The organism is Parageobacillus thermantarcticus (genome assembly GCF_900111865.1).
GTDB lineage: Bacteria > Bacillota > Bacilli > Bacillales > Anoxybacillaceae > Parageobacillus > Parageobacillus thermantarcticus.
This window is the reverse complement of record NZ_FOJS01000004.1, coordinates 88,388-108,276: the sequence shown is the minus strand read 5'-3', so window position 1 is coordinate 108,276 and position 19,889 is coordinate 88,388. Positions and strand designations below refer to the sequence as shown.

Sequence of the window (19,889 nt, the reverse complement as noted above, 5' to 3'; positions counted from 1 at the left end):
TATTGGATTATTTCGATGTAGGAGCTGACTTGGATGTCTCATTTTTATGAAAGGAAAGCGCACCGCTATCCCTTATACGCTTTTATTGTCCTGTCGGCTGTTTTTGCGGCACTTTTGCTTTATTTTCAATGGATATTGGGGATAGTTAGCTTTTTGCTCCTTGGTTTTGTGCTTTATTACGTTATAAAGTCACAGCGGTCGTTATATGCAGAACTTGAACAATACATTTCCAACTTGTCATATCGAATTAAAAAAGTCGGTGAAGAAGCATTGATGGAAATGCCCATTGGCATTATGCTTATTAACGATGAATATGAGGTCGAATGGGCGAATCAGTTTTTAGCTTCTTGCTTTGGCGAACAGACGCTCGTAGGCCGATCGCTATACGATCTTGCCGATTCGTTAATCCCTTTAATAAAGCAGGAGCAAACAACCGAAAAAATCATCAACATTCGCGAAAGGCTTTTTAAAGTCATTATAAGACGCGAAGAAAGGCTTCTTTACTTTTTTGATGTGACGGAACAAATAGAATTGCAAAAGCAATATGAGGCAGAACGGTTAGTGTTGGCGGTTATTTTTCTTGATAATTATGACGAGATTACACAAGGAATGGATGACCAGGCAAAAAGCCAGATGAACAGTCATGTGACGTCGATTTTGAACAAATGGGCGCATGATTACGGAATATTTTTAAAGCGGACGTCGTCTGATCGGTTTATCGCCGTCTTGAATGAGCACATTCTTGAGCAATTGGAAAAAAGCAAATTTTCGATTTTGGACGAAGTTCGCGAACAGACAATGAAATATAATGTTCAGTTAACGCTAAGTATTGGGATCGGCGCCGGCGTTTCTTCTCTTCCAGAATTAGGGGCGCTGGCGCAGTCCAGCTTAGATTTAGCGCTGGGCCGCGGCGGCGACCAAGTCGCCATTAAGCAAGGCAACGGAAAAGTGAAATTTTATGGCGGAAAGACGAATCCGATGGAAAAGCGCACAAGAGTCCGCGCCCGCGTTATTTCTCACGCGCTTAGGGAATTGATCGCGGAAAGCGACAAAGTGCTGATTATGGGACATAAATATCCGGATATGGACGCGCTTGGAGCGGCGATCGGAATTTTAAAAGTGGTACAATTGAATCAAAAAGAAGGGTTTATCGTCATTGATGCGGAACGGACAGATTCTGGAGCGCAACGTTTGATTGAGGAATTGAAAAAGCATTCGGAGCTATGGTCAAGGTTTATTAAGCCGGAGCAAGGGCTGGAGTTGATTACAGATGATACGTTGCTTATTATCGTTGATACGCATCGCCCTTCATTAGTAATAGAAGAAAAGTTACTATACCGCACCGATCATATTGTTGTGATTGATCATCACCGCCGCGGCGAAGAATTTGTGGAGAACCCGATTCTTGTTTATATGGAACCATATGCGTCTTCCACTTCTGAACTTGTGACAGAACTGTTAGAATATCAGCCGAAACGCATGAAGCTGGCGATGCTGGAGGCGACAGCGCTTCTTGCGGGAATCGTTGTCGATACAAAAAGTTTTACGTTTCGAACAGGTTCGCGGACGTTTGATGCGGCTTCTTATTTGCGCGCCCAAGGTGCGGACACCATTTTAGTACAAAAGCTGCTCAAAGAAAGTATCGCCAATTATGTAAAGCGGGCAAAAATGATTGAAAATGCGTCCATCGATGCGAGGGGGATCGCGATTGCCAAAGGAGATCCAAACGAAACGTACGATCAAGTTTTAATTGCGCAAACGGCTGATACGCTATTGACGCTAAGCGGGGTCGTTGCTTCGTTTGTCATTTCAAAGCGCGCTGATCAAACGATAGGCATTAGCGCCCGCTCATTAGGAGATATCAATGTTCAAGTCATTATGGAAAGCTTAGGAGGAGGCGGCCATTTAACCAATGCCGCCGCGCAGCTTTCCGACGTCACGATCGAAGAGGCGGAACAGCGCCTGCAAGCGGCAATTCATGATTATTTAGAAGGGGGAAAAGAATCATGAAAGTAATTTTTCTTAAAGATGTAAAAGGAAAAGGAAAAAAAGGAGAAATTAAAAACGTTGCCGACGGATACGCGAACAATTTCCTTTTTAAACAAGGACTTGCGATTGAAGCAACGCCGGCAAACATAAAAGCATTGGAAGCACAAAAACGAAAAGAACAGCGGCAGGCGGAAGAGGAACTTGCAAAAGCAAAACAGTTAAAAGAAAAGCTGGAACAAATAACGGTGCAACTGGCGGCGAAAGCCGGGGAAGGCGGACGTTTATTCGGATCGATTACAAGCAAACAAATCGCCGAAGCTCTGCAAACGCAACATCAAATTAAAATCGACAAACGGAAAATTGAACTGGAAGATGCGATTCGTTCATTAGGCTTTACAAATGTGCCTGTGAAACTTCATCCGGAAGTGACGGCAACATTAAAAGTGCATGTGACCGAAAAGTAAAAAATCAAGATAAAATGGTCATATCGCTAGCATGAAAATAAAATGTGATTTTATGAGGGCGTTTTTCCTCATAATAATCACATTTTTCTTATGACATGAAAGAAGAGACGGGGGAGAAGGTGGTGAATAACATGAATGATCTATTTTCGGAACGAATTCCTCCGCAAAGCATCGAGGCAGAACAGGCTGTGCTAGGCGCTGTATTTCTTGATCCTTCCGCCTTGACGTTAGCTTCGGAAATTTTAATTCCGGAAGATTTTTATCGCGCTGCCCATCAAAAAATTTTCCACGCGATGCTTCGCGTTGCTGATAAAGGAGAACCGGTCGATTTAGTAACGGTGACGGCCGAGCTTGCTGATACGCAGCAATTGGAAGAAGTCGGCGGTGTCTCGTATTTAAGTGAACTGGCCGATTCGGTGCCGACGGCGGCAAACGTCGAATATTACGCGCGCATCGTCGAAGAAAAATCGATTTTACGCCGTTTGATTCGCACCGCTACTTCCATCGCCCAAGACGGATATACAAGGGAAGATGAAGTAGACGTTTTGCTAGATGAAGCCGAAAGAAAAATTATGGAAATTTCGCAGCGGAAGCATTCCGGCACGTTTCAAAATATTAAGGACGTGCTCGTACAGACGTACGATAATATCGAAATGCTTCATAATCGAAAGGGAGAAGTGACGGGGATTCCGACGGGGTTTACCGAACTTGACCGCATGACAGCGGGATTTCAGCGCAGCGATTTTATTATCGTCGCCGCGCGCCCTTCCGTCGGAAAAACGGCGTTTGCGTTAAACATCGCGCAAAATGTCGCAACGAAAACGGACGAAAACGTCGCAATTTTTAGTTTGGAAATGAGCGCTCAGCAGCTCGTGATGCGGATGTTGTGCGCAGAAGGAAACATTAACGCGCAAAATTTGCGGACGGGGAGACTGACGCCGGAAGATTGGGGAAAGCTGACGATGGCGATGGGAAGCTTATCAAACGCCGGCATTTATATTGACGACACGCCGAGCATCCGCGTTAGTGACATCCGCGCCAAATGCCGCCGCTTAAAGCAGGAAAGAGGTCTTGGCATGGTCGTCATCGACTATTTGCAGCTCATTCAAGGAAGCGGCAGAAACAGAGAAAACCGCCAACAAGAAGTTTCGGAAATCTCCCGTTCTTTAAAAGCGTTAGCTCGTGAATTAGAAGTGCCGGTGATCGCCCTATCCCAGCTTTCTCGAAGCGTCGAGCAGCGTCAAGATAAGCGGCCGATGATGTCTGACATTCGCGAATCGGGAAGCATTGAGCAAGATGCCGATATCGTCGCGTTTTTATACCGCGACGACTATTACAATAAAGACTCGGAGAACAAAAATATTATTGAAATTATTATTGCAAAACAGCGGAACGGCCCGGTCGGAACGGTGCAGCTCGCGTTTATTAAAGAATATAATAAGTTTGTCAATTTGGAGCGCCGCTTTGATGATGCGCAAATTCCACCGGGAGCGTAACGAAACAGGTGCCGACTTTTTGAGCGCGGCACCTTATTTTTTAAAAATACGAATAAACAAATGATTAATATATATAAATGTTCGTGTTTTATTGACTTTCCCCTGAAAAACTGTTACACTTACAATGTTTACATCGAGTATAATGGAGGTGCTCGCCATGTCGTCAGTCGTCGTTGTCGGGACGCAATGGGGCGATGAAGGAAAAGGAAAAATTACCGACTTTCTATCAGAAAACGCGGAAGTGATTGCGAGATATCAAGGGGGAAACAACGCGGGACATACGATCGTTTTTAACGGGGAGAAATACAAATTGCATTTAATTCCATCGGGAATTTTTTATAAAGATAAAATTTGTGTCATCGGAAACGGAATGGTAATCGATCCGAAAGCGTTAGTGGCGGAGTTAAAACATTTGCACGACCGCGGCGTTTCAACCGATAATTTGCGCATCAGCAATCGCGCGCACGTCATTTTACCTTATCATTTAAAATTGGACGAATTAGAGGAAGAACGTAAAGGGGCGAACAAAATCGGCACGACAAAAAAAGGCATTGGGCCTGCGTATATGGATAAAGCGGCGCGCGTCGGCATTCGCATTGTCGATTTGTTAGACCGCGAAGTGTTTGAAGAAAAATTAGCGCGTAATTTGCAAGAAAAAAATATCCTTTTTGAAAAAGTGTACGGTGTTGAAGGATTTAAATTAGAAGATATTTTGGATGAATACTACGAATATGGTCAGCAAATTGCCAAATATGTTTGCGATACGTCCGTTGTGTTAAATAATGCGCTTGATGAAGGGCGCCGTGTTCTTTTTGAAGGCGCGCAAGGCGTAATGCTTGATATTGACCAAGGAACGTATCCGTTTGTTACTTCATCGAATCCAGTCGCCGGTGGTGTGACGATCGGTTCCGGTGTTGGGCCAACGAAAATCAAACATGTCGTCGGAGTGGCGAAAGCGTACACGACTCGTGTTGGCGACGGTCCGTTTCCAACCGAATTGCATGATGAAATCGGCGACCGTATCCGTGAAGTCGGCCGCGAATATGGAACAACGACGGGACGTCCGCGCCGTGTCGGTTGGTTCGACAGCGTCGTTGTTCGCCATGCTCGTCGGGTTAGCGGCATTACGGATTTATCGCTAAATTCGATCGATGTCCTTACCGGCATTGAAACATTAAAAATTTGCGTCGCTTATCGTTATAAAGGAAAAGTGCTCGAAGAATTTCCGGCAAGTTTAAAAGTGTTGGCGGAATGTGAGCCGATTTACGAAGAACTGCCAGGATGGTCAGAAGATATTACCGGCGTTAAAAGCTTGGATGAACTGCCGGCAAACGCCCGCCATTATGTCGAACGCATTTCGCAATTAACAGGCATTCCATTATCGATTTTCTCGGTCGGTCCAGACCGTTCGCAAACAAACGTCGTTCGCAGCGTATATGCGTAAAATATGCATAAATATTATAATAAAAGCGTAGATGCAGCGATGTATCTATGCTTTTCTTTTTGTTTCGCCTCTAAATGGCAAACGGTAATGAGTGAATTCATTCCAATAACATGATAAATTAATAGTGTACTTATTTCGATTCCATCGCAAAGGAAGGATGTGAAGAAAGATGGAAAAACGAATTCTCGTTGTTGATGACGAAAAGCCGATTGCTGATATTTTGCAATTTAATTTGCAAAAAGAAGGATATGAAGTGATTTGCGCTTACGATGGGGAAGAAGCGTTGCAAAAAGTGGAGGAAGTAATGCCTGATCTTATTTTGCTTGATATTATGCTTCCGCAAAAAGATGGAATGGAAGTTTGCCGCGAAGTCCGGAAAAAATACGATATGCCGATTATTATGTTAACGGCGAAAGACTCCGAGATTGACAAAGTGCTTGGGTTGGAATTAGGGGCGGACGACTATGTCACAAAGCCGTTCAGCACGAGAGAACTGCTGGCGCGGGTGAGAGCGAATTTGCGCCGCCATTCGCAAACCGTTGCCCAAGAAGAAGCGAACGATACGAATGAGATTATCATTGGTTCTCTTGTCATTCGTCCCGATGCATATATCGTTTCTAAGCGCGGAGAAACGATTGAATTGACGCATCGCGAGTTTGAATTGCTTCATTATTTGGCGAAGCATATCGGACAAGTGATGACAAGGGAGCATCTATTGCAAACAGTATGGGGATACGATTATTACGGTGATGTTCGCACTGTAGATGTGACGGTGCGCCGGCTTCGCGAAAAAATCGAAGATAACCCATCGCATCCGTCATGGATTGTTACACGACGGGGAGTCGGATATTATTTGCGCAACCCAGAACAGGAGTAACGAAGGTATATGAAAAAAGTAGGTCCGTTTCGTTCGATTCACTTCAAATTTGTTGCGATATACGTTTTGCTTATTCTTGTGGCAATGCAAATCATCGGCGTCTATTTTGTGAGAAAACTGGAAACAGAGTTAGTGCAAAATTTTAAAAACTCGCTGAATGAACGGGTGACACTATTAGCGTATAACGTGGAACAAGCGATGAATAAAGAAAGAGATTCGAAAAGTCCGACGTTGGAAGAAGATATCCGCTCCCTCCTTCATGATTTTGTTTCCCAAGACATTTCCGAGATCTACGTCATCGATAATAAAAGCAAAGTGTTGGCTACCTCCAACCCTTACATGCAAAACATTGTCGGAAAGCGAACGACCGTGATATATGTGAAGCGGTCGCTCGTGACAGGAGAAATTGTCGATCAAATGCTCCTTGATCCGAAAACAGGGCACCGTATGTATATTTCTTCGACGCCGATTAAATCGAGTGGGGAAATAAAGGGAGTTATTTACATCATCGCCTCGATGGAAAACGTGTTCTCACAAATGAAACAAATTAACACGATTTTAGCGACGGGAACAGGGATTGCCCTCGCTATTACGGCGATACTAGGGGTTCTTTTGTCACGTACGATTACTCGTCCGATTTCCGACATGCGAAGACAAGCGTTGGCGATGACAAAGGGAGATTTTTCTCGTAAAGTAAAAATTTACGGATATGATGAAATCGGACAATTGGCGATGACGTTTAACAATTTGACGAAAAAGTTGCAAGAAGCCCAAGCGACGACAGAAGGGGAACGGCGCAAGCTGGAATCCGTGTTGACGCATATGACAGACGGGGTGATTGCCACAGACCGCCGCGGCAGAATCATACTGATTAACGATGCCGCTTTGAACATTTTGAATGTTTCACGTGAAACAGTGCTGTCGAGTTCAATTGTCGATGTGCTTGGAATCGGTGATCAATACACATTTGAAACATTGCTGGAGGAACGGGATTCGCTCATTTTAGATTTTAGTACTGATGAGGAGCTATATATTTTGCGCGCATCGCTTTCTGTGATTCAAAAAGAAACGGGATTTATTAACGGGTTGATTGTCGTATTGCACGATATTACGGAACAAGAAAAAATCGACCGCGAACGGAGAGAATTTGTCGCGAACGTTTCGCACGAACTGCGCACGCCGTTAACAACAATGAAAAGTTATTTAGAAACGCTCGCGGAAGGAGCTTGGCAAGATAAAGCGATCGCTCCGCGATTTATCGAAGTGGTGCAAACAGAAACAGAACGAATGATTCGTTTAGTCAATGACTTATTACAGCTTTCTAAACTGGACAGTAAAGATTACAAGCTGAATAAATCATGGGTCAATTTTTCGGAGTACTTTCATAAAGTAATTGATCGTTTTGAATTGACAAAAAGCGAAAATATTACGTTCGTGCGAAAAATCCCAAAAGAAGCGATTTTTATTGAAATCGATGAAGATAAAATTACGCAAGTGTTAGATAATATTATTTCCAACGCCATCAAATATTCCCCACAGGGCGGAAAAATTACGTTTCGTGTTAGGGAGCTTGCCGACGAAATTATCGTCAGCGTCAGCGATGAAGGTGTCGGCATTCCTAAGGCGGATCTCGCAAAAGTGTTTGAGCGGTTTTATCGTGTCGATAAAGCAAGATCGCGCAAACTTGGCGGCACGGGGCTAGGATTGGCCATTGCAAAAGAAGTGGTGATCGCCCATGGAGGAACGATTTGGGCGGAAAGTAAAGAGCATAAAGGAACGACGATTTTCTTTACTTTGCCGTTGGAACGAGATCAAAAGGATGGCTGGTATGATGTATGAAACGGTAAAAACAGTCGTGTTGACATTGTTGATCTTAGTGAGCATTGTTTTAACGTTTGGGTTATGGACGTACCATCCAAAATACGACGTCCTGCAAAATGACGAGTATATCCAGCACGTTTCCGTCAGCAACACGCAAGTGGATACGGCTATGGTTGTCCAACCTTCGCAGCTGTTGTTCCATAAAAACAGTGCGCATTATGGAATTGTCGATGAGGAGAAAGTAAACCAGATTTTAAAAGAAATCAAAAAATGGAGTATAGATGATTTCGAGAATATTTCCGATACGATCCCGAGAGGAAAATTTTTATCGTTTTTGCGCGAAAAAGAGAAATTAGAGCTTATTTATCCTGACAGCATTCCAATTGACGTTTATCGTTCTATTTTTCAAATTGAAGACAAAGGGGTCAAAGACATTAGTTTTGACCGTATTATTATCCCGTTAGGGAATAAGGACGAACTTCCCGTTTATTTTATTTTTACGGAAAGACGAAAAGTATATAAAGCAATTGCCACTGACGTATCGCTTTCCGAAATTAACAAATTGAGCAGGGAATTGGAAAAATATCCGCGTTATTTTCCTTACGTCATTAATGAAACGAAGCAAATTTTTTTGCCGGAAAAGAAAGTCACGATGAGCCGACTGCAATATTATACAGATGAACTTGATCCGGATAAATTTAAAGAAGCGCTGTTTAGCGATCCTAGTTTTGTGAAAAAAGATTTGATTACATTTGGCGAGGAATATACGGATGGGTCGCGGTTAATGGACGTCGATTTTTTACAGCGGCTATTGTTATATGTAAACCCGGCGGCGCGAACAGCGAACCGTAATGACAATCCGGAAGATGATAATTTAATTCAAAAGAGCATTGATTTTGTCAATGAACATGGCGGCTGGACCGATATGTACCACTTTGCTAGATGGAATGAGGAAGAGCGGAAAGTCGTGTTTCGCCTGATGGTAAACAATCATCCCGTGTTTAACGAATATGGCATGTCTGAAATAGTACAAACATGGGGAAGCAGCGATCTTGTGAAATATCAACGCCCTTTATTTCGCTTGGAAATCGCTGACCGTGTAAATGTGCCAAGAACGTTATTGTCCGGCCATGAAGTAGTTAAAAAATTGGAAAAGATGAAGGAGATAAGAAAAGAACTAGTAAAGGATATTGTTGTAGGGTATGAACTGATAAAAGATCCAGAACGAGAAAAAATGATCATTTTAGAACCGGCGTGGTTTTACTTGTATGATCAAACGTGGAAGAAAGTACCGTTAGACAAGCAAGATGTGGAAAAAAGAGGAGGGAACGTAAATGGATTGGAGTAAAACAAAAACGATTTTTATTATTACGTTCCTGATCCTCGACTGTTTTTTAGGGTATCAGTTTATGGAAAAGCGAAATAGCAGCCAGCTCGACGTTATTTTGGAAACGACGATCGAAGAACAATTGGAGGCAAACGGCATCACTTATGTAGAACTGCCAAAAGAAATAACGAAAGCCACCTATGTCAGCGGGGAAAGCAAAAAGTTTACCGACGAAGAAATAAAAAAATTGTCCGGGCAAAAAGTGACGGTAAACGATAAAACTGTTTTGGAAGGAACGTTCATTCATCCGATATCGTTAAATTTTAAAGATCCGTATCGGCTTCAAGAATTTTTACAGCGGCATATTATCGACGGAAAAAAGTATACATTTTGGTCGTTTGACGAAAAGACAAATACTGTCGTTTGCTACCAAACGTACGGCGGAAAAGTCATTTACAACAATGAAAGCAGCAAGCTGTTGATACACTTAAATGAAAAAAGTGAAGCGGTATCGTATGAACAAACAATGTTGGACGATTTACAGAAATATGAAAGAAAACAAGATATCGTTCCGGCGATTAAGGCGATTGAAACATTATATAAAAAAGGGTATTTACAGCCTGGGGACAGCGTCACATCGGTGAAATTAGGGTATTACGGTCTTGTTCAGTTCACCGCCTCCCAAGTATTGACGCCAACGTGGCACATTGTCATTAATGGAAAAGAAGATTATTTTGTTAATGCATTTGAAGGACAAGTCATCAATGATGAAGGGAAAATTTTGGAGTGAGGAAAATGGGGATGCAGTTTAGTGTTTTAGCAAGCGGCAGTACGGGAAACGCGTTTTATATAGAAACAGAACAACATCGGCTGCTTGTCGATGCTGGATTGAGCGGAAAGCAATTAGAACAATTATTCGGGCAAATCGACCGCGATTTGCGCGACTTGACAGCCATTTTAGTGACGCATGAACATAGTGATCATATTAAAGGATTAGGGGTCATTGCCCGAAAGTACCAATTGCCTATTTACGCGAATGAAAAAACGTGGAAAGCGATGGAAGGGATCATTGGCGATATTCCCACCGAACAAAAGTTTATTTTTCCGTTAGGACAAGTGCGTTCTTTTGGCGATCTCGAGGTCGAATCGTTCGGTGTCTCACACGATGCGGCGGAGCCGATGTTTTTCGTCTTTCATCATGAAGGAAAGAAACTTGCGCTCATAACCGATACAGGCTATGTGAGCGATCGGATGAAAGGAATTATTAAAAATGCGGATGTATTTATTTTCGAAAGCAATCATGATGTGGAAATGTTGCGAATGGGAAGATATCCATGGAACGTCAAGCGCCGCATTTTAAGCGATGTTGGCCATGTTTCTAACGAAGAGGCAGGGCTTGCGTTGGCCGATGTGATTGGAGACCGTACGAAACGAATTTATTTGGCGCATTTAAGTCAAGACAATAATATAAAGGAACTGGCGCGAATGACCGTCGCGCAAACGTTGGCGAACAGGGGATTGACGGTCGGAGATCAGTTTGATTTATATGATACAGACCCGAAAATAGCGACGAAGCTTGCGTATGTATGACCGCTATTTTGGCAAAAATAAATAAATATGTTTGGCGCAAATACGCCGGTGTTTATATGAATAATGGATTTTTCGTTCTTGAAAAGAGTATAATGGGGAATAGATATGCCTTCTGTTTGAACAATGATCGTTGTTGAAAGGGGTGATGCGCATGGGATATTACGATGATCACTACGGGCAATACCGTCAGGAGCAAAAAGGAAACCGCCGCGGTTGGTTTTTGTCCGCATTCGTTGGCGCCATTTTAGGAGCATTGTTAGTTTTCATTTCCATTCCAGCTCTTTCGGACGTACTTCCTTATGATATTTCAAGTGAAAGCGGGCGAACACAAAATGGAGAAACCGCAAAAGAACCTACGATACAACAAAACGTTTCGGTCAACGTGACGAGCCAATTGACAAAAGCAATTGATAAAGTATCCGACGCGGTTGTCGGCGTTGTAAACATACAAGAGGCGAACTTTTGGTCGCAAGGCGGCGAAGAAGGGACAGGCTCGGGCGTCATCTATAAAAAGGAAAATGGCAAGGCGTTTGTTGTGACAAACCACCATGTCGTCGAAAACGCCAGCCAATTGGAAATCAGCTTAAAAGATGGCACGAGGGTGCCAGCGAAGCTGTTAGGAAGCGATATATTAATGGATTTGGCAGTGTTGGAAATGGACGCAAAGCATGTCAAAAAAGTGGCCGAATTTGGCAATTCAGACACCGTCAAGCCGGGAGAGCCTGTCATTGCGATCGGAAATCCGCTTGGACTGCAATTCGCTGGTTCTGTTACGCAAGGAATTATATCGGGAACGAACCGAACAGTGGAAGTGGATTTAGACCAAGATGGCGCCCCGGATTGGAATGCGGAAGTATTGCAAACGGATGCTGCCATTAACCCGGGCAACAGCGGCGGAGCCCTTGTCAATATCGAAGGACAAGTGATCGGCATCAACTCAATGAAAATTGCGCAAGAAGAAGTAGAAGGAATCGGTTTTTCGATCCCGATTAATTCAGCCATTCCGGTTATTTCTGATTTAGAAAAGTATGGGCAAGTGCGCCGCCCGTATATGGGAGTAGAACTTCGGTCGTTAAGCGACATTTCCTCTTATCATTTGCAAGCGACGTTGCATTTACCAAAAGATGTGACGGAAGGCGTAGCTGTCATTCAAGTTGTGCCGATGTCTCCGGCGGCGCGAGCTGGATTAAAGCAGTTTGACGTAATCGTTGCGTTGGATGACCAAAAGATTCGCGATGTTTTAGATTTAAGAAAATATTTATACACGAAAAAATCGATCGGCGATAAAATGAAAGTAACATTTTATCGAGATGGGAAAAAGCACACGGTTACGATGAAATTGGAGAGAGAATCATTTTAACAAGGAGCGCTTATATTCGCTCCTTCTTCTTTTTCCACAAGTGGATAAAAAGGGGGGATGAGAACATGTTTGTCTGTTGTGAAGAACATATCGACATAGCGATAGATATGTATGTGGATAAAATGGAGCAAGCGCCAAACATTTCGTTTATTTCTGTGGATAAACATGAGAAATTGTGCGATTTTTGCGCAAATAAAGCCGTATATATAGTGGGGAACTAATGTTTTTACACAATATGTGGATATATATTGTGTATATGTGGATAAATACTGTGGATAACATGTTTATAAGGTGGGGATGAATTGTGCATATTCATATTATTGCTGTTGGTAAATTAAAAGAAAAATATTTGACACAAGGAATTGCCGAATATGCGAAGCGGCTGTCCAGCTATGTGAAAATGGACATAACTGAAGTCCCTGATGAGAAAGCGCCGGAGCATTTAAGCGAGCAGGAAGCGGAGCAGATTAAACAGAAAGAAGGGGAACGCATTTTAGCGAAAATTCCTGATGACGCGTACGTTATTGCTTTGGCGATCGAAGGAAAAATGAAATCATCCGAACAATTTGCCGCCAGCCTAGATAAGCTTGCCACCTACGGAAAAAGCAAAATTGCGTTCGTTATCGGCGGCTCGCTCGGCTTGAGCAAACAAGTGATGGAGCGCGCCGATGAGGCGTTGTCGTTTTCGAAAATGACTTTTCCCCACCAGCTGATGCGCCTTATTTTGCTAGAGCAAATTTACCGCGCGTTTCGGATTATTAGAGGGGAGCCGTACCATAAATAGAGGCGGAGCAAAAAATAGAAGCAACGATAATGATTGCGCGCTCGCATACTGCAAGATCCACTCATTGCAATTTTATTTTTAAGATGATGGCGGCATAGTTCGCCGCGCCATAAACAAGATTTGCATTAATGATGGAATGAGAATCGGTAGCGCCGAATCCCCTAGTCGCGGATTAACATTAAGATAGAACGGGCGGGCACATTGGCGAAAGCAGTAACCTTTTAAGGAAAGGGATCAATGACCAAATCTTAAAAAAATCCTCCGGCGTTATGTACAAGCCGGAGGATTAACATTTGTTTTTAACGAATTGCCAATGTCGCAATCGCGCTTAATAAGCCATCAACAAATCGTTTTTAAAAAATTTACTTTACACCTTTCATATAGCCTTCAATTTTCGGCGATAGCGCGAAGAGGAGAATGCCCAAGAAGATGGCTGCTCCACCAATGACGCCAAAGTACATCATTTCGGTCTCAGGTGTATAAAATTTGACAATTTGCGCATTAATCGCTTGCGCGGCGGCATTGGATAAAAACCATAAGCTCATCGTTTGCGCCGAGAAAGCGGCAGGCGCCAATTTTGTAGTGGCTGATAGCCCTACAGGCGACAAGCATAATTCGCCAAATACAACAATTAAATAGCTAAGAACGAGCCATAACGGATTCACTAACGAATCGTTGCCGCCGAGGTAAGCTGGCAAAAGAATAACAATGTATGATAAGCCTGCGAACAATAAGCCTAAAGAGAACTTTTTCGGGATCGATGGCTGACGGCTTCCGAGCTTCACCCATAACCACGCAAACACAGGGGCGAACAGGATAATAAATAACGGGTTTAATGATTGAAACCAAGCAGGTGAAAGATGAATTCCCGCAAAGTCTAATTGTGTCCGTTTATCCGCGTAATTGGCAAGGATGGTCGATCCTTGCTCTTGAATAGCCCAGAACATAACAGAAGCGATAAATAACGGAATATACGCAATCACGCGTGAACGTTCTATTGCCGTTGTTTTCGGGCTGCGGTACATCACAATGAAATAAATTACCGGAATGACGATGCCGAGAATTCCCACAAGAGCAATAAAGCTATCAAATGTCAGCAAATCCATTGGAATTGCGATAGCAATCAAGACAGCAATAAGAGCGGCCCCAACGCCAATCAAGGTGAAAACTTTTTTCTTTTCGGCTGGTGACAGCGGATTTGCTACAAATGTACCGGCAAGGCCAAGATTTTTTTTCTTGGTGAAAATAAAAACTAACAATCCTAAAAACATGCCGACAGCGGCGATGCCAAAACCTAAGTGGAAATTGTATTTCATTCCGACCGTTCCTACAATTAATGGAGCGAGGAATCCGCCAAGGTTGATTCCCATGTAGAAAATGCTGAATCCCGCATCGCGGCGATTGTCTTCTTCGCTGTAAATATCCCCTACAATGCTGGAAACGTTAGGCTTCAACAATCCTGTGCCAAGCACGATCAAAACCATGGAAACGAAGAACATCGTTAAGTTTCCAGGTATCGCCAAAGCAATATGGCCAAACATAATTAATATGCCACCGTAAAACACCGCCTTAGAAGTGCCGAATATTCTGTCAGCCAGCCAGCCGCCGATGATACCGGACATATACACTAGCGATCCGTAAATCGACATAATGGCGAGAGCAGTGGTTTCATCAAGCCCCAATCCGCCTTTGGATACTTCATAATACATATAGAAAACAAGGATTGCCCTCATTCCGTAATACGAGAAACGTTCCCAAAATTCGGTAAAGAAAAGGGTGAACAGTCCCTTAGGATGGCCAAAAAAACCTTGTTGGGGAACACTCGCAACAATTTTTTGCTTGTTTGAATCTGACATAAAATAACCTCCTTTATTCTAATATAATAATTTTTCTTTTCTGTATTGTCGAAATATTTTTGAATAATTGGGGTTGAAATGTTTATAATACTCAATTATTTTAAAGTAAATAATAAGAAAAGTAAATAATAAAATTTTTTAGAATAATAAGTGAATTATAGCGAAATTTCTATCATTTTTTAAAAGTTGAAAAAGACCGATGATTCCTTGTTAGCGAAACGCCGGCACCAATGCGATATTTGGCGTTCTTTTTTGCAATCGTGATAATTAAAAAGACAGTTGCTGAGATGATTAGTAAAATGTAATTGTAAGTATTGTATTGATGAAAATTTAGAAAAGAAGGGAGAAGCGTTGTATCCATTTACGAAAGAGTTAGCGCAAGAAATCGTCGAACGGACGATGAACATTTTAGGGAGAAACATTAACGTGATGGACCGGAAAGGCGTTATTATTGGCTCTGGCGACAAAGAGAGAATCGGAGATGTGCATGAGGGAGCATTGTTAGCGCTAAAGGAGAATAAGGCCGTTGAAATTGATGAACGGGCCGTACGGCAGCTAAATGGAGTAAAAATGGGGATTAATTTGCCGATTCATTTTCTGGGGGAAACGGTAGGAGTGATCGGCATTACGGGGCATCCTGACGACATTCGGGAATACGCGCAGTTAGTGAAAATGGCGGCGGAACTCGTATTGCAGCAGTCGTTCTTTTTAGAACAAGGGCAATGGAAGCAGCGCCTCACCGACGAAATCATCAATCAGCTCATTTATGATGACTATATTGAAGAAGAGCATTTTCTCAAACGGGCAAAGGCGCTCGGCATTGACTTATCTCTTCCACGGGTTGTGATGGTGATCGAAGTTCCCGAACAACAAATGCGTTTTTTTCGGACGCTTACGTATGAATTGGTGCAGGAAGATGTGGTGGCTTTTACATACGCTTCCGAAATTGCTGTGCTAAAGTGGGCGCCGTACAAGGAACAAAGTATTAAGGATGCGGTCAACGTAGCAGAAAGGTTGGCTCGAAAGGTGACTGGCGGAAAAATCGGCATCGGTCCTTATGGCGTCGGTATTCGCGAACTAAAATATTCATATACATTAGCAAAGCAAGCGATGAAGGTGGGCCGGAAACTCCATCCTAATGACCGCGTCTATTACTATGAGAACATTGCCTTGGAAATATTATTGTCACATATTGGGGAGCTGCCGTTGGCAAAGCAAGTTTTTTCATTTTACGAAAAACTGCTTTTTCATGATGAAACAGGAGAACTGCAAGAAACGCTGCGCACGTATATTAATGAAAAAGGAGAATTGAACAAGACGGCGAATAAACTGTTCATTCACCGCAATACACTGCGTTATCGTTTAGAAAAAATTCGCCGCATTACAGGAAAAGATCCTTATAACGCAAAAGATTTATTGCAGCTTTACGCGGCCTCGATCATTTATCGCTTATATTGATTTGTGCATTTGCACAATGGCAACGCAGCCTTTCGTCTGAAAATTTTGAATGAATCCACAATGAAACAGCCGCTGGCAGCGCTTACAATAAAGTGTATAAAGGAGGAGCTGTTTATGGATGTTCAAGTAAGCGCGTTAGGAGCGATCGCAGCACTAGTTGTTGCCATTGTGCTGATTTTGCGAAAAGTTTCCCCTGCTTACGGAATGATCGCGGGAGCTTTCGTTGGCGGAATCGTTGGCGGAGCAAATGTGGAGGATACGGTTGCGGTCATGATGGATGGAGCGAAAGGCATGATCCCTGCCGTATTGCGCATTTTGGCAGCGGGCGTGTTAGCAGGTGTTTTAATTGAATCGGGGGCAGCGGCCTCGATTGCCGAGACGATCGTTCAAAAACTTGGAGAAACGCGGGCTTTGCTTGCGCTTGCGGTGGCGACGCTGCTGCTGACGGCAGTCGGCGTATTTATTGATGTCGCGGTTATTACCGTCGCGCCAATTGCGTTGGCGATCGCACACCGCGCCGGTTTATCGAAAACGGCGATTTTGCTTGCGATGATTGGCGGCGGGAAGGCGGGAAACATTATGTCACCGAACCCAAATGCCATCGCTGCCGCGGATGCGTTTCATGTTCCGTTGACGTCATTGATGGCGGCTGGAATCATCCCAGCGGCATTTGGACTGATCGTTACGTATGTTATCGCCAAAAAACTCGTGCGGAGAGGAACGTTCGTTTATGATGTGCAGGAAAGAGAGAAGAGAGGGAAAGTTCCTTCTTTTTTTACGGCCATCATTGGTCCGCTCGTTGCGATATTGTTGCTCGCGTTGCGGCCGTTGTTCAATATTGCGATTGACCCAATGATCGCCCTTCCGATCGGCGGCATTGTTGGCGCGATAGTGATGCAAAAAGGAAAGAAGTTGAATGATTATGCGGTATCTGGACTAGAGAAAATGTCCGGCGTTGCGATTATGTTAGTCGGCACAGGGACGTTAGCGGGCATTGTCGCCAATTCTTCACTCAAAGACGTGATCATTGCCGGTTTGGATCATTTCGGATTGCCGGCATATGTGTTGGCGCCAATTTCGGGAATTTTGATGTCTGGCGCGACTGCTTCGACGACAGCAGGTACGGCTGTTGCTAGCAGTGTGTTTGGCGGAACGATTATGAGTTTAGGGATTTCCGCGTTAGCCGGGGCAGCGATGGTTCACGCCGGCGCGACCGTATTGGATCATTTGCCGCACGGCAGCTTCTTCCATGCAACGGCAGGCAGCGTTCGCATGGAGATCAAAGAACGGCTTAAACTAATTCCGTATGAGTCGCTTATCGGATTGACGCTTGCTGTCATATCGACGCTTATTTTCGGTGTCTTTCGTTTATTTTAACGATCGCATGGGGGATGGTGAATAAGATGAAAGTCATTATTGCGCCTGATTCGTTTAAAGAAAGTTTGTCCGCGCTTGCGGTGGCGAACGCGATTGAAAAAGGGTTTCGCGACATATTTCCCGACGCGGAATATGTGAAAATTCCGATGGCGGACGGCGGGGAAGGAACTGTTCAATCATTAGTCGACGCGACAGATGGGCGAATTGTGGAGGTGGAAGTGACAGGACCGCTTGGGGATCGCGTCCAAGCTTTTTTTGGCATGCTTGGTGACGGAAAAACGGCAGTCATTGAAATGGCAGCTGCTTCTGGATTGCACCTTGTTCCGCGTGAAAAGCGAAATCCGCTTGTGACGACAACGAGAGGGACAGGGGAATTGATTCTCGCTGCGCTGAACGAAGGTGCCGAACATATTATTATCGGCATCGGCGGAAGCGCGACAAATGATGGCGGAGCCGGCATGATTCAGGCGCTCGGCGGCCGCCTTTTAGACCGGTATGGAAAGGAGATCGGTCCCGGAGGAGGAAGTTTGTCCGAGCTTGCCGACATTGACTTGTCTAGGCTCGATGCGCGGCTAAACCGCGTGAAAATTGAGGTTGCGTGCGATGTTGATAATCCGTTGACAGGAGAAAAAGGCGCCTCGGCGGTTTTTGGTCCGCAAAAAGGCGCGACGCCGGAAATGGTCGCGACGCTAGATCAAAATTTACAACACTACGCCGATGTTATTGAACGGGTGTTAGGCAAGCAAGTACAAGATATTCCAGGTGCCGGTGCGGCCGGAGGACTCGGCGCTGGATTGCTTGCTTTTCTCCATGCCGAGCTGAAACGCGGTGTCGAGATCGTGTTGGAGACGGTGAAATTTGAAGAGAGGATTCAAGGTGCGTCGCTAGTGATTACCGGAGAAGGACGCATCGATAGACAGACGATTTTCGGGAAAACACCGATCGGAGTAGCGAAAGCGGCGAAGCGGTACAATATTCCGGTCATTGCGCTTGCCGGCTCCATTTCTGATGACAGCGGCATCGTGCTAAGCCACGGAATTGATGCGCTTTATAGCATCGTGCCGGGAGTGATTCCGCTAGAGAAAGCGCTAGAAAACGCGGAACATTACGTTGCCCAAACGGCTCGAAACATTGCGGCGGCTTGCAAAATCGGCAGAAATATGGGTTAAAAAAGTGGAAGCTCTCTTAATCAAAGAGGGCTTTTATTTTTTATGTTTGTCAGTTTTTTGTTTTAACCGTTCTTCAACGGCGCGATGGCAGATTTCACGAACAGCGTCGCCAAGCTGGCAAAAGGTGTTCATTTTGATAAGGCGGGCTTTTTTGTAGAAATAAAAAAGCTCTTCTCATTTCGAGAAAAGCTCATCTTTTCGCCCAAACTGGGAAGCTGTATGTCTTTCATATTTAGCCTTGCAAATCGAGGAAAATCGGTTCAGATGTTAGTTTTTTAAAAAATGCGCCGTCTTCCGAATCTTAAAAGGAACAGTGCAACAATTAAAAAAAATGGGATAAATCTTCTTCCAAAGCCGGTGCGCAGAACCATTCCCCCTCGTACGGGATCCATTCCTTCTACTACTCCTCTATGCACTCTTCCATAACGATCTATAATCTCAACAGGCTCTCCTACTAAATTTGGCATTTTACCTCCCTCCTTTCTGACGGAATATGTTTTTGGAATGGGAGCCGCGATGAACTAGCTTCATTGAATGTTTGGCGAAGGTACCTTGCAAGAGCCGCAGAATAGCGATTTTGCGCGATGAATCGGAAAAGTTTGGGATAGGCTTGTTTCCCACCATTTGATGTTTGTCCAAATCGCTTTTTTGAAAAAGGACAGATCATTAACGATCTGCCCTCTTTCTTTTCAACTAATCATCGGTTTAAAAGAGGGTCCGGTTGATGGATTAATAACCGCCAGCTCCTCCAAAACCCATGCAAGAACATCCGACAATGATGAGCAGGATGAATAGGACGACAATTAAGGCAAAGCTGCTCATATATCCCACCTCCTATTGAGTATTGGGGATAGCTAATATGCAATCCTCGCTTTTA

At 44.0% G+C, this 19,889-nt stretch carries 18 protein-coding genes; 15 read left to right on the top strand and 3 right to left on the bottom strand.

Translation table 11 applies throughout. From position 1 onward, the window contains the following. Positions 1-33: 33 nt before the first annotated feature. The 12 genes from BM278_RS04600 (at position 34) to rlmH (ending at position 13,152) form a co-directional block, all read left to right on the top strand. A complete protein-coding gene (locus tag BM278_RS04600) occupies positions 34-2,010 on the top strand; it encodes a DHH family phosphoesterase (protein ID WP_090948174.1) in 1,977 nt (658 codons plus the stop codon). Beyond that, positions 2,007-2,453, top strand: a complete 447-nt coding sequence (gene rplI / locus BM278_RS04595; RefSeq protein ID WP_090948173.1) for a 50S ribosomal protein L9 — start codon at positions 2,007-2,009, stop codon at positions 2,451-2,453. Before BM278_RS04600 ends, rplI begins: the two co-directional genes overlap by 4 nt. 131 nt (positions 2,454-2,584) lie before the next feature. After that, on the top strand, positions 2,585-3,949 hold the full coding sequence (gene dnaB / locus BM278_RS04590; protein WP_090948172.1) for a replicative DNA helicase: 1,365 nt from the start codon (positions 2,585-2,587) through the stop codon (positions 3,947-3,949). 157 nt (positions 3,950-4,106) lie between these two features. Continuing rightward, positions 4,107-5,393, top strand: coding sequence for an adenylosuccinate synthase (locus BM278_RS04585; protein WP_090948171.1), 1,287 nt, complete (start codon positions 4,107-4,109; stop codon positions 5,391-5,393). Between the two features lie 169 nt (positions 5,394-5,562). Beyond that, entirely contained in the window at positions 5,563-6,270 is a 708-nt protein-coding gene (gene yycF, locus BM278_RS04580; protein WP_090948170.1) for a response regulator YycF, read from the top strand. Positions 6,271-6,279: 9 nt separating this feature from the next. After that, positions 6,280-8,109: a cell wall metabolism sensor histidine kinase WalK gene (gene walK, locus BM278_RS04575; protein WP_090948169.1), complete on the top strand. Its 1,830-nt coding sequence runs from the start codon at positions 6,280-6,282 to the stop codon at positions 8,107-8,109. Next, positions 8,102-9,439, top strand: a complete 1,338-nt coding sequence (locus BM278_RS04570) for a YycH family regulatory protein (protein WP_090948195.1) — start codon at positions 8,102-8,104, stop codon at positions 9,437-9,439. The genes walK and BM278_RS04570 overlap by 8 nt, the downstream gene beginning before the upstream one ends. Further along, the gene (locus BM278_RS04565) at positions 9,426-10,208 is read left to right on the top strand and encodes a two-component system regulatory protein YycI (protein WP_090948168.1); all 783 of its coding nucleotides are present in this window, start codon (positions 9,426-9,428) and stop codon (positions 10,206-10,208) included. Before BM278_RS04570 ends, BM278_RS04565 begins: the two co-directional genes overlap by 14 nt. 5 nt (positions 10,209-10,213) lie before the next feature. Beyond that, positions 10,214-11,008: an MBL fold metallo-hydrolase gene (locus tag BM278_RS04560; protein WP_090948167.1), complete on the top strand. Its 795-nt coding sequence runs from the start codon at positions 10,214-10,216 to the stop codon at positions 11,006-11,008. A gap of 151 nt (positions 11,009-11,159) precedes the next feature. Beyond that, positions 11,160-12,368 (top strand): S1C family serine protease, encoded by a 1,209-nt coding sequence (locus tag BM278_RS04555; RefSeq protein ID WP_090948166.1) that lies wholly within the window; start codon positions 11,160-11,162, stop codon positions 12,366-12,368. 65 nt (positions 12,369-12,433) lie between these two features. Further along, on the top strand, positions 12,434-12,589 hold the full coding sequence (locus BM278_RS04550; RefSeq protein ID WP_090948165.1) for a CxxH/CxxC protein: 156 nt from the start codon (positions 12,434-12,436) through the stop codon (positions 12,587-12,589). An 83-nt stretch (positions 12,590-12,672) separates the two neighbouring features. Continuing rightward, positions 12,673-13,152, top strand: a complete 480-nt coding sequence (gene rlmH, locus BM278_RS04545; protein ID WP_090948164.1) for a 23S rRNA (pseudouridine(1915)-N(3))-methyltransferase RlmH — start codon at positions 12,673-12,675, stop codon at positions 13,150-13,152. Positions 13,153-13,514: 362 nt separating this feature from the next. On the opposite strand, the gene BM278_RS04540 is transcribed toward rlmH, so the two are convergent. Beyond that, positions 13,515-15,008, bottom strand: coding sequence for a peptide MFS transporter (locus BM278_RS04540; protein WP_090948163.1), 1,494 nt, complete (start codon positions 15,006-15,008; stop codon positions 13,515-13,517). A 351-nt stretch (positions 15,009-15,359) separates the two neighbouring features. Here BM278_RS04540 and BM278_RS04535 point away from each other — a divergent pair, with 351 nt between their 5' ends. From BM278_RS04535 to BM278_RS04525, 3 genes are all read left to right on the top strand, one after another. Beyond that, entirely contained in the window at positions 15,360-16,466 is a 1,107-nt protein-coding gene (locus BM278_RS04535) for a CdaR family transcriptional regulator (RefSeq protein ID WP_244151090.1), read from the top strand. 114 nt (positions 16,467-16,580) lie between these two features. Then, complete coding sequence (locus tag BM278_RS04530) at positions 16,581-17,843, top strand: GntP family permease (protein ID WP_090948162.1); 1,263 nt, start codon at positions 16,581-16,583, stop codon at positions 17,841-17,843. Between the two features lie 26 nt (positions 17,844-17,869). Next, the gene (locus BM278_RS04525) at positions 17,870-19,012 is read left to right on the top strand and encodes a glycerate kinase (RefSeq protein ID WP_090948161.1); all 1,143 of its coding nucleotides are present in this window, start codon (positions 17,870-17,872) and stop codon (positions 19,010-19,012) included. 275 nt (positions 19,013-19,287) lie between these two features. On the opposite strand, the gene BM278_RS04520 is transcribed toward BM278_RS04525, so the two are convergent. Both BM278_RS04520 and BM278_RS04515 read right to left on the bottom strand, forming a co-directional pair. Further along, positions 19,288-19,479 (bottom strand): hypothetical protein, encoded by a 192-nt coding sequence (locus tag BM278_RS04520; RefSeq protein WP_090948160.1) that lies wholly within the window; start codon positions 19,477-19,479, stop codon positions 19,288-19,290. A gap of 262 nt (positions 19,480-19,741) precedes the next feature. Then, on the bottom strand, positions 19,742-19,834 hold the full coding sequence (locus BM278_RS04515) for a YjcZ family sporulation protein (RefSeq protein WP_090948159.1): 93 nt from the start codon (positions 19,832-19,834) through the stop codon (positions 19,742-19,744). Between the last annotated feature and the right edge of the window lie 55 nt (positions 19,835-19,889).